This is a genomic window from Mesorhizobium sp. C120A (genome assembly GCF_030323105.1).
Classification (GTDB): domain Bacteria; phylum Pseudomonadota; class Alphaproteobacteria; order Rhizobiales; family Rhizobiaceae; genus Mesorhizobium.
Window position 1 is genome coordinate 6434963 of the sequence record NZ_CP100476.1, and the last position, 11061, is coordinate 6446023.

An 11061-nucleotide genomic window follows, 5' to 3' on the forward strand; every position below is an offset into this window, starting at 1 on the left:
GACGGCCTCAATGTTGGAAACCAGAGCAATTGTATGTGGGCACGTCTTTCGATCGGAGAGGCCGGTGACGCTGGTCGTTCATCATTTCGATGGTGAGTGGCAACTGACCTGCGGCGAACATGATCATCCCGCGGACTGTGGAGATTTCGAAGTTATCGGTCTCGGCCATTTGACCTCCAGGCAGGAAAACTTGGCACAGATTGGCCAGCTTGAGCGCGGATGGCTTGCCGAATGGGTGCACGGCGAATGGACTCGATGCCAACACGACGACTAGAGCTCCCTCAGTTCCCGTAGACCAGCCCTTGCGGGTCGATCTCCGGCTTGCGGCCGGCGACGAGGTCGGCCAGGAACTTGCCCGAGCCGCAGGCCATGGTCCAGCCGACATGGCCGTGGCCGGTGTCGAGGTAAAGGTTCTTGTATTTCGCCTTGCCGATGACCGGCACCGAGTTGGGCATCATCGGCCGCAGACCTGCCCACAACAGCGCCTTCTTCTCGTCGAAAGCGCCAGGGAAAAGGTCTTTGCCGGTGCTCAGCATAGACTTGAAGTCGCTGGGCTTGAAGCTGCGGTCGAAGCCGGTGAACTCGGCTGTCGAGGACATGCGCAGGCGGTTTCCGAGCCTGGAGTAACCAACCAGCCGGTCCTCGTCGGCGCCGCCCATGGTCGGTCCCTTGCTCTCGTCCTCCAGCGGGATGGTCGCGCTATAGCCTTTAACCGGATAGACGGGCAGGTCGATACCGTAGCGGCGGCCGATCAGGCCGCTCTCGGGGCCCATGGCGATGACGACGGCGTCGCCCGTCACCGGGCCGGCCGATGTCATGACCGCACGCACCCAGTCGCCCTCTATGTCGAGCCCCTCGATCGTGGTGTCGAACAGGAATCTGACGCCAAGCTTTTCGGCCGCATAGGCGGCGAGCCCGTCGACGAATATCCTGGAATCCCCGGTCTGGTCGATCGGCGAATAAACGCCGCCGGCGATCTTTTCCTTCACGCCCGCGAGCCCGGGCTCAAGTTCGACCAGCCGGTCGCGGCCCACGATCTCGATCGGCAGGCCATGCTTCGCCAGAAACTGGTAGTTGTCGGTGCCGGTGTCGAGGCTGTGCTGCGAGCGGAAGAAATAAAGAATGCCCTTCTTGCGCTCGTCATAGTGGATGCCGGTGGCGTCGGAGAGCGCGTTGATGCAGTCGCGCGAATAGAGCGCCAGGCGCAGTTTGACCTGGCTGTTGGCGCGCAGCCGGGCCACGGTGCACTGGCGCAGGAAACGCAGGCTCCAGGCGAGGAAATAAGGATCGAAGCGCAGCCTGACCTTGATGCCGAGATCATGGTTCCAGAGAGCGCGCAGGAAGGTCTTCAGCGCCGCCGGCGAGGCCCAGGCGGTGGCGTCGCCCGGCGACACCAGACCGGCATTGGACTGGCTGGTGCCGCGCGCCGGCGCCGGATGGCGCTCGATAACGGTGACCTCATGGCCGTCGGCGGCCAGATAATACGCGGCCGCGGTGCCGACAACACCGGCTCCAAGCACCGTTATCTTCATGCCACCCCCTCTTCGCGGCACAGCGCCTCCACGCCGCACCGCCATTGCTTCAATAGCGCTTCGCCGCGCGCCTTGCGAGCCCTCGGAAGTGCCCGGCTCAGCCTCGCGCGGAGTTCTTGCCGGTGAGGATACGCTCCCAGGCGAGCGCATCGGCGACGATCTGGTCGAGGTCGTCGCGTTGCGGGGTCCAGCCGAGTTCGGCGCGTGCAAGGTCCGAATTGGCAACCACGGCGGCGGCGTCGCCGGGGCGCCGGTCGCCCATCTTGACCTCGAAATCCCGGCCGAAGGCGCGCCGCACGCTGTCGATGACCTCGAGCACCGAATAGCCGTGGCTGTAGCCGCAATTGGCGACGAGGCTGCCGCCGCCGGCGCGCAGGCGCCGCAGCGCCAGCCGGTGGGCCGCGGCCAGGTCGCTGACATGGATATAATCGCGCATGCAGGTGCCGTCCGGCGTCGGATAATCGGTGCCGAACACCTGCATGAATGGGCGTTTGCCGAGCGCGGTCTCGCAGGCGACCTTGATCAGATGCGTGGCGCCAGGCGTCGACTGCCCCGTCCGGCCCCTGGGATCGGCGCCGGCGACGTTGAAGTAGCGAAGCGCCGTGTAGCGCAAGGGATGCGCAAGCGCTGCATCGCGCAGCATCCATTCGCTCATCAGCTTGGACAGGCCGTAGGGCGATTCCGGCGCCAGGCGGGCATCCTCGCGCACCGGCTCCAGGCCGGCGCCGCCATAGACGGCGGCGGTCGAGGAGAAAATGAAATGCGGCACGCCCTCGCGCACGGCGGTTTCGATCAGCGTGCGGGTCTTGGAGGTGTTGTTCTCGTAATAGGCGAGCGGATCGGCAACCGATTCCGGCACCACGATGGAACCGGCGAAGTGGATGATCGCGTCGACCTTGTTATCCCGGATGATCTGGCCGACCAATTCCCTATCGGCGACATCGCCGACGACAAGCTTGGCTTCCGGCGCTACCGCCCATTCGAAGCCCGTGGAAAGGCGGTCGAGAACGACGACGCTCTCGCCGGCATCCAGCAGTTCCCAGACCATGTGGCTGCCGATATAGCCGGCGCCGCCCGTTACCAAAACCGTCATCCGCGTCCTCTTTTACTCATGATTTATCGGAAACTGTCTCAATCACCGCCTTACTGGAAAGCCTGCGGCAAGGCCATTAGAAACGCCTGAATGTTAAATCCGTAACAGTCTCACCGGCCTGTGGCATCGTACGGAAACAAAATTGATCCACATCAAGGGAATAGGCCACGATCTGGCATCGTTAGGAACAGGCTTGGGGCGTGGCATTTTGACCAAAACGGCCCGGTGGACGACGAATGGGCCAACGATTATGATCCCGCGCAAAACTGGGAAGGCGACATGAACTATCAGCGGTTCTTCGAGGAAGCGATCGACCAGCTCCACGCCGAGCGGCGCTACCGGGTTTTCGCCGATCTCGAGCGCATTGTCGGCAAGTTTCCGCGCGCCATCTGTCGTTCAAACGGTCGCGCCGAGGAAATCACCGTCTGGTGCTCCAACGACTATCTCGGCATGGGCCAGAACCCCGATGTCATTGCCGCGTTCCAGAACGCGGCCGGCAAGATGGGTTCGGGCGCCGGCGGCACCCGCAACATTTCCGGCACCTCGAACCCGCTCGTCGAGCTCGAGCTGGAACTGGCCGACCTGCACGACAAGGAAGCGGCGCTGGTCTTCACCTCCGGCTTCGTCTCCAACGAGGCCTCGATCTCGACCATTGCGCGGCTTTTGCCCAATTGCCTGATCATTTCGGACGAGTTGAACCATGCCTCGATGATCGAAGGCGTACGGCGCTCGGGCGCCGAAAAGAAGATTTTCCGCCACAACGACGTCGCGCATCTCGAAAGCCTGCTGCAGGTGGCGGGCCGCGAACGCGCCAAGCTGATCGTGTTCGAGAGCGTCTATTCGATGGATGGCGACATCGCGCCGATCAAGCAGATCGTCGAACTGGCCGAACGCTACAACGCCATGACCTATATTGACGAGGTCCATGCCGTCGGCATGTACGGACCGCGCGGCGGCGGCATCACCGAGCGCGAGGGGCTGGCCGACCGCATCGACATCATCGAAGGCACGCTGGCCAAGGCGTTCGGCACGCTGGGCGGCTATATCGCCGGCAACAGCGCAGTCATCGACGCGGTACGCTCCTATGCGCCGGGCTTCATCTTCACCACGGCGCTGCCGCCGGCCATCGCCGCCGCCGCCACCACGTCCATCCGCCACCTCAAGCGGTCGCAAGCCGAGCGCGATGCGCAACAGCGCCAGGCGTCGCGGACCAAGGAGGTTCTGTCTGCAGCCGGCCTGCCGGTGATGGAATCGCCGACACACATCGTGCCGGTGCTGGTCGGTGACCCCGAACTCTGCAAGATGGCCAGCGACCGTCTGCTCGGCGTACACGGCATCTACATCCAGCCGATCAACTATCCGACCGTGCCGCGCGGCACCGAGCGGCTGCGCATCACCCCGACGCCGTTCCATACCGATGCGCTGATTGCGGGACTTCAGGACGCGCTGATCGAGACATGGGATGCGCTCGGCATTCCCTACGGCTCCGCCGGACGGCCCACTGTCGCCAAGAGCGACCGGATTGTGCCGCTGCTGGTGCCGAAGTCGGGCGGCTGAAGCCGCCGGCCATTTATCTCAAACCGTCCTCATCCATCCCGCCAAGCGATGTGCCGCTTCCTCGAGCTGGTCGAGGCGGCGGTGGAAGCAGAGGCGCAAAAACGCCTCTCCGCCAGGGCCGAAGGCGGTGCCCGGCGCCAGGCCGACATTGGCCTTGTCGACGATGTCGAAAGCAGCCCGGCGCGGATCGGTGATGCCGTCGACCGTGAAAAACAAATAGAACGCGCCTTGCGGCACGGTGAAGCGCGCTTTGCCGGTTGCGCCGAGAATATCGCAGACCAGGTCGCGCGCTTTCCTGGCGCGCTCCACCTGCTCGACGATGAAGGCATCACCGTGGTCCAGCGCCGCGACGGCGCCGCGCTGCATGAACTGGGCGACGCCTGAGGTCGAATACTGGATCAGGTTCTCGAACACCTGCTGCAGCTCGGGATGGGTCTTGATCCAGCCGACGCGCCAGCCGGTCATCGCCCAGTTCTTGGAAAAGGAGTTGACGAACAGGATGCGGTCTTCCGCGGTCGAAATGTCGAGGAAGGACGGCGCACGGCCGTGGCCGTAGTGGAACAGCGAATAGATCTCGTCGGCGATGATCCACAGACCCTTTTGGCGGGCGAGATTCAGGATCGCCTGCAGCGTTTCCTTATCGGCCGTCCAGCCGGTGGGGTTCGATGGCGTGTTGACGAACAGCGCCTTAGTGCGCGGCGTGACCGCGGCTGCAATCTTGTCGACATCGCAGGACCAGCCATTGCCCGACTGGTCGAGCGTGACCGCAACCGGGGTAGCGCCGGAAATACCGGCGGCGGCGGCGAAATTCGGCCAGGCCGGGGAGAGATAGACCACCTCGTCGCCGCTGCCGGCGACCGCGGCTAATGCCAACTGAATGGCATGCATGCCGGAACCGGTGGCGATGAATTCCTCTTCGGCGAAGCTCTTGCCGAAATGCCTGGCATAGTAGCGAGAAAGCGCTTGCCTCAGCTCCGGAATGCCTTTCTGCCAGGTATAGAAGGTCTCGCCATTGGCGAGCCCCTTGGCGGCGGCTTCCGAAATGAAGGCGGGCGTCGGCAAATCGCCTTCACCGGCCCAGAGCGGGATCATGCCCTCGCGCGTACGGCCGTAATTGACGACGGCGACAATGCCGCTTTCGGGGGCGGCCACCGCTTCGGCGCGCAAGCTATCGATCAGGGTCATGAACAGGTCCGTTTTGATGTCTGCTTTGATGCATGTCATTATCCAGAACCGCTGCGCACTTATGGGCGACATGCATTGGCGGATGCTCTTAGCAGATGCGGCAACAGAAAACCCCGGCCGCGAACGACCGGGGTTTTGGTCCAGAAATCTGGCCTTGTCTATTTCCTGGCGAGGAGATCGCGAATTTCGGTGAGCAGTGCGACGTCAGCCGGCGGCGGAGCCGCAGGTGCGGCCGGCTTCTCGCGCTCGAGCCGCTTGCGCATGTTGTTCACGGCCTTGACCATAAGGAAGATGATGAAAGCCAGGATGACGAAATTCAGCGCCACGGTGATAAAATTGCCGTAGGCGAACACCGCGCCTTCCTTACGCGCGTCGGCAAGATTGGTCGAATGCACTGTTGATGAGAGGCCTATGAAGTAGTTGGAAAAGTCGACGCCACCAAGTGCGCCGATGAAAGGCATGATGATGTCATTGACAAGAGAATCGACGATCTTGCTGAAGGCCGCGCCGATGATGACGCCGACCGCAAGGTCCATCACATTTCCTTTGGAAATGAATTCCTGGAATTCTTTCAGCATTCGACCCTCCTTGTCATGACGGACCGCGCTGCCGCCGTCCCTCCGGCGTCGGCCCGTGCGCACCATAACAAAAACCTGCGGTTGCAACAGAAGCAAAAGCTGGAAAACACCGCTTTCTCCTTACCTTGGGTCACGGTTCGACAGGGCGGCGTCGCGGCTATGCGCCGGAAAGCCGCGATGGACTTGACCTTAGAGCTGTGATTGCCTCTGGGCAGGCCGGGGTGAAAGCTGGCCGAGGAGGATTTTCGGGCCGTGCAGGGCTGGTTCATCGTCATCATTGCCGTCGCCTATGTGACGCTGCTGTTCGCCATCGCTAGCCTTGGCGACCGGCGGTCGACGGCGTCGGGACCCGGCCACGCCCGGCCCTTCATCTATGCACTCAGCCTCGCCATCTACTGCACCTCCTGGACCTTTTTCGGTTCGGTCGGCCTGTCCTCCGAGCGCGGCCTCGAATTTCTCGGCATCTATACCGGCCCGGTGCTGGTGTTCGTGTTCGGCTTTCCGCTGCTCAATCGCATCGTGCGGCTGGCCAAGAGCGAGAAGATCACCTCGATCGCCGACTTCCTGGGCGCCCGCTATGGCAAGAGCTTTGCCGTCTCGGCGATCGCCACGCTGATCGCCACCATCGGCGCGGTGCCCTATATCGCACTGCAATTGAAGGCGATCTCCGGTTCGGTCGGCCTGATGGTCGAGCATTATACGGGATCGCCGCCCTCCTTCGATCCCTTCGTCAGCGACATCTCGCTGGTGGTGGCCATGCTCTTGGCGCTGTTTGCGGTGCTGTTCGGCACCCGCCATGCCGACGCCACCGAGCACCAGGACGGGCTGGTGCTGGCGGTGGCGGTCGAAACCGTGGTCAAGCTCGCCGCCTTCCTGGCGATCGGCCTGATGGTCACCTTCCTGATCTTCGGTGGCCCGGGCGACATGATCGACAAGCTGGCCGAAAACAGCCAGGTGCGGCAAGCCATGGGCTACAACACCTCGCTCGCCACCTGGCTGGTGCTGACTTGCCTGAGCGGCTTTGCCATCATCATGCTGCCGCGCCAGTTCTACGTCACCATCGTCGAGAACCGCGGCGAGGCCGAACTGCGCACCGCGACCTGGGTGTTTCCGCTCTATCTCGTGGCGATAAACCTGTTCGTGCTGCCGATCGCCTTCGCCGGCCTGGCGCTGGTCGGCGCCAAAACCACCAGTGACCTCTATGTGCTGGCGCTGCCCTTGTTCGGCGGCCATGACTTCCTCGCCATGGCCGCCTTCATCGGTGGGCTGTCGGCGGCGACCGCCATGGTGATCGTCGAAAGCGTGGCGCTGTCGATCATGATCTCCAACGACCTCGTCATCCCGCTGTTCGTGCGCCGCCTGCTCAAGACCACGACCTCGGAGAATGAGGATTGGTCGACGCTGATCCTCAACGTGCGGCGCGGCGCCATCTTCATCCTGTTGTTCATCGCCTTCCTCTACTACCGCGAGAGCACCAACTCGGCGCGGCTGTCGTCGATCGGGCTGATGTCGTTCGCGGCAATCGCCCAGTTCGCGCCGGCGCTGATCGGCGGGCTGATCTGGCGCGGCGCCAATGGCCGCGGCGCGGCCCTTGGCATGGTCGCCGGCATCCTCGTCTGGGGCTATACGCTGCTTTTGCCGTCGCTCTCGGCAGCCGACGCGGACATCGTCGTGCAAGGGTTGTTCGGTTTCGAGGCGCTGCGGCCGCAGGCTCTGTTCGGCACCGTCGCCGAGCCGTTGAACCACGGCGTGCTCTGGAGCCTGTCGGTCAACACGCTGTTCTTCGTGCTCGGCTCGCTGTCGCGCGCGTCAGTGCCGCTGGAGCGGATCCAGGCGTCGATCTTCGTGCCGCGCGAATCCGGCCCGATGCCCAGCCTGCGCCGCTTCCGCACCGCCATCACCGTCAACGTGCTGAAGGACACCATCTCGCGCTACCTCGGCGTCGAGCGCACCGAGCGCTCCTTCCAATCCTTCGAGAAAAGCAATGGCGTCTCGCTGCACGGCAATGAGCAGGCCAGCATGGATGTCATCCGCTTTTCCGAGCAGCTGCTGGCGAGCGCGGTCGGCTCGTCTTCGGCGCGGCTGATCCTGTCGCTGCTGTTTCGCCGCAACGACCGCGAGTCCAAGGACGCCTTTCGCCTGCTCGACGACGCCACCGAAGCGCTGCAGCACAATCGTGACCTGCTGCAGATCGCGCTCGACCAGATGGAACAGGGCATCACCGTCTTCGACCGCGATTTCCGCCTGATCTGCTGGAACAGACAATATCGCGCGCTGTTCGACCTGCCCGACGAGATGGGCCAGGTCGGCGTCTCGCTCGACCGCATCCTGCGCCACCTCGCCGAGCGCGGCGATATTCCGGCCGACCAGCGCGTGGCGATGCTCAACCGGCTGACCAGTTTCGTCAGCCCGTGGCAGATGGAGTTGAAGACCAGCGGCCGCATCCTCGAACTGCGCTCAAACCCGATGCCGGACGGCGGAATCGTCGCCACCTATGCCGACATATCAGGACGCGTCGAACAGGATTTGGCGCTGAAGCGGGCCAATGAATCGCTGGAGCAGCGGGTCAAGACGCGCACCATCGAACTGACTAGAGTCAACGAGGAGTTGACCCGGGTCAATGAGGAGCTGGCGCAGGCGCAGATGCTGGCCGAGGAGGCTAATCTGGGCAAGACGCGCTTCCTCGCCGCCGCCGGCCACGACATCCTGCAGCCGCTGAACGCCGCCCGTCTCTACTGCTCGTCGCTGATCGAAAAGGCCGGCAAGGGCCCGGCCGGGGAGGCTGCTATCAACATCGAATCCTCGCTCGAATCGGTCGAGACGATCCTGGGCGCCGTGCTCGACATTTCCCGCCTCGACGCCGGCGCGATGAAGCCGGACGACAGCGCCTTCCGCCTGGACGGGCTGCTGCGCCAGATCGGCAATGATTTTCAGCCGCTCGCCGCCGAAAAGAAACTCGATCTGACGATCATAGCCTCGTCGCTCAGCGTGTTGACGGACCGCAACCTGCTGCGCCGGCTGATCCAGAATCTGGTCTCCAACGCCATCAAATACACCCCCCATGGCCGCATCCTGGTCGGCGTGCGACGGCGCGGCGAACTCGCCGAAATCCAGGTGATCGACACTGGCATCGGCATTGCCGGCGACAAGCTGAACACGGTCTTCAACGAGTTCACCCGGCTGGACGAAGGCGTGCGCGAGGCCGAAGGTCTCGGCCTTGGCCTGTCCATCGTCGACCGCATCGCGCGGGTGCTGCGGCTCGAGATCCAGATCTTTTCCAACCCGGGCAAGGGTACGCGCTTTTCCGTTATCCTGCCGGTTGCGGCGGTTGAGGCGCCGCGGCGCGAGGTCGAGCCGAAGGCGCCTGCCCGCACCGCGAATTCGCTGGCCGGCCTGCGCGTCATGTGCATCGACAACGACGCCCGCATCCTCGACGGCATGCGGCTTCTGCTCGAGGGCTGGGGCTGCAGCATCGGCACGTTTTCGGGTTCGGAGGATTTCGCGAAGGCCGATCGTCCCGACATCGTGCTTGCCGACTATCATCTCGATGGCAGAAGCGGCCTCGACATCATCGCCCGCCTGCGTGACATCCATGGTTCCGACCTGCCGGCCGTGCTGGTCACCGCCGACCGCTCCACCGAGGTCCGTGCCGCTGCCGCCGCGCTCGACGTGCCGGTGATCAACAAGCCGCTGAAGCCGGCGGTGCTGCGTTCGATGATGGCAAGGGTCAGGCCGCTGGCGTCCGCGGCCGAGTAGAGTTTCTATCTTTTTGTTTTACGCAATTCCCAAGGGAAAGCGCTACGCACTTTTCCTGGAATAGCTTTAGCCCGCCGGCTGCAGCGGATCGCTGCCGATCTTGGACAGCTGGATCACCGCCTGGGTGCGGCTGTCGACGCCGAGTTTCTGCAGGATGGCCGAGACATGCGCCTTTACAGTCGCTTCGGAGACGCTGAGCTCGTAGGCGATCTGCTTGTTGAGCAGGCCTTCGGCCAGCATGCCGAGGACACGCGTCTGCTGCGGCGTCAGCGCCTGCAGCCGCTTGATCAGGTCGGATATTTCGGGGTCGCGCTCGACGCCGAGGTCGATGCCGACGGGCGCGGCGATATCGCCTGCCAGCACCGATTGCACAGCGCTGCGGATTTCCTCCATGCTGGCCGATTTGGAGATGAAGCCGGATGCGCCGAGATCGAGCGCACGCCGGATGGTCACCGGGTCGTCATGCGCCGACACCACCACAAGGGGCACCGCCGGGTGGATGCCGCGCAGCGCGATCAAGCCGGACAGGCCGCTGGCGCCCGGCATCGACAGATCGAGCAGCACGAGGTCGACATCCTCATGGGCCACGACCAGCGCCTTGGCGCTTTGGAAATCGCCGGCCTCGTGAATGGCGGCGACATCGCCGACGCCGGCAAGCGCCTCTTTCAAGGCGCCGCGGAACAGCGGATGGTCGTCGGCAATGACGAAGGTGTAGCCCGACGGCAAATGTTCCTCCCCAAATCCCTTATTGATTATCGGCTTTTACGGGACCGGACGATTATGCGGCGAAGCGCTTTGTTTCAAGCGGCAATGGCCGGACGGGGCATTTCCCCGCCGGGCAGTTCAGGTCTTTTTCGAATTGAGATTGGCGCCGTCATCCTTGTCCATCTCCTTGACGATGCCCATGAAGCCACGCAGCATGCGCTCCATATAGCTCATCGTCTTGTCGAAATCCTCTTCGCTCGGCAATTTCGACTCGAGACGGGCCGACAGCGAATTCTCCAACCTGGCGACGCGTTCGTCCATGGCCTTCATCGAGGCCTGCAAACGCTCGACCTCGTCCTGGAAGGCGGCGCGTTCGTCGGCCGCCATCTTGCAGACGAGCTGGCCGGAGCGCTCCTCGCAGATCGACATGGCGCCGGTCCGGGTGTCCATGCGGACATAGCCGTTGGCCGATTTTTCCAGCCGGTAGCGGTCGGTCTCTTCGGACCAAGCCGATGCCGCAACCAGCGAGACCAGTGCGGCGGGGATCAGTATGTGCTGCAGACGCATGTTCCATCCTCCACGAGCCAGTATGCGCAACCTATCACAGCTTTGCGCCGTAAATGCGGACGAGTTGCCCTTCCCCGCATGATCGGTT

Annotated in this window: 9 protein-coding genes; 3 read left to right on the forward strand and 6 right to left on the reverse strand. The window is 63.5% G+C overall.

Translation table 11 applies throughout. From position 1 onward, the window contains the following. Window positions 1-64: 64 nt before the first annotated feature. Complete coding sequence (locus tag NL532_RS31165) at window positions 65-274, forward strand: hypothetical protein (RefSeq protein WP_031203497.1); 210 nt, start codon at window positions 65-67, stop codon at window positions 272-274. 7 nt (window positions 275-281) lie between these two features. Here the strand turns inward: NL532_RS31165 and NL532_RS31170 are convergent, their stop codons facing one another. After that, on the reverse strand, window positions 282-1532 hold the full coding sequence (locus NL532_RS31170; protein WP_023829799.1) for a D-amino acid dehydrogenase: 1251 nt from the start codon (window positions 1530-1532) through the stop codon (window positions 282-284). 97 nt (window positions 1533-1629) lie between these two features. Then, a complete protein-coding gene (gene galE, locus NL532_RS31175; RefSeq protein ID WP_023829800.1) occupies window positions 1630-2625 on the reverse strand; it encodes a UDP-glucose 4-epimerase GalE in 996 nt (331 codons plus the stop codon). Between the two features lie 279 nt (window positions 2626-2904). Here galE and hemA point away from each other — a divergent pair, with 279 nt between their 5' ends. Further along, window positions 2905-4182 (forward strand): 5-aminolevulinate synthase, encoded by a 1278-nt coding sequence (hemA, locus tag NL532_RS31180; protein WP_286487862.1) that lies wholly within the window; start codon window positions 2905-2907, stop codon window positions 4180-4182. Between the two features lie 18 nt (window positions 4183-4200). Here hemA and NL532_RS31185 read toward each other — a convergent pair whose 3' ends face one another. Beyond that, a complete protein-coding gene (locus tag NL532_RS31185) occupies window positions 4201-5367 on the reverse strand; it encodes a pyridoxal phosphate-dependent aminotransferase (RefSeq protein ID WP_023669650.1) in 1167 nt (388 codons plus the stop codon). Window positions 5368-5525: 158 nt separating this feature from the next. Further along, a complete protein-coding gene (mscL, locus tag NL532_RS31190) occupies window positions 5526-5945 on the reverse strand; it encodes a large conductance mechanosensitive channel protein MscL (protein ID WP_023681933.1) in 420 nt (139 codons plus the stop codon). 252 nt (window positions 5946-6197) lie between these two features. Between mscL and NL532_RS31195 the strand changes: the two genes are divergently transcribed. Further along, the gene (locus NL532_RS31195) at window positions 6198-9701 is read left to right on the forward strand and encodes a PAS domain-containing hybrid sensor histidine kinase/response regulator (protein WP_023828428.1); all 3504 of its coding nucleotides are present in this window, start codon (window positions 6198-6200) and stop codon (window positions 9699-9701) included. Between the two features lie 66 nt (window positions 9702-9767). Here the strand turns inward: NL532_RS31195 and NL532_RS31200 are convergent, their stop codons facing one another. Both NL532_RS31200 and NL532_RS31205 read right to left on the reverse strand, forming a co-directional pair. Beyond that, complete coding sequence (locus tag NL532_RS31200; protein ID WP_023828429.1) at window positions 9768-10427, reverse strand: response regulator transcription factor; 660 nt, start codon at window positions 10425-10427, stop codon at window positions 9768-9770. Between the two features lie 117 nt (window positions 10428-10544). Next, complete coding sequence (locus tag NL532_RS31205; protein WP_023726826.1) at window positions 10545-10973, reverse strand: hypothetical protein; 429 nt, start codon at window positions 10971-10973, stop codon at window positions 10545-10547. Window positions 10974-11061: the final 88 nt, after the last annotated feature.

Coding starts and splice junctions, on each gene's coding strand:
- NL532_RS31170 (WP_023829799.1), bottom strand. CDS start 1,532: ATGAAGATAACGGTGCTTGGAGCCGGTGTTGTCGGCACCGCGGCCGCG.
- galE (WP_023829800.1), bottom strand. CDS start 2,625: ATGACGGTTTTGGTAACGGGCGGCGCCGGCTATATCGGCAGCCACATG.
- hemA (WP_286487862.1), top strand. CDS start 2,905: ATGAACTATCAGCGGTTCTTCGAGGAAGCGATCGACCAGCTCCACGCC.
- NL532_RS31185 (WP_023669650.1), bottom strand. CDS start 5,367: ATGACCCTGATCGATAGCTTGCGCGCCGAAGCGGTGGCCGCCCCCGAA.
- mscL (WP_023681933.1), bottom strand. CDS start 5,945: ATGCTGAAAGAATTCCAGGAATTCATTTCCAAAGGAAATGTGATGGAC.
- NL532_RS31205 (WP_023726826.1), bottom strand. CDS start 10,973: ATGCGTCTGCAGCACATACTGATCCCCGCCGCACTGGTCTCGCTGGTT.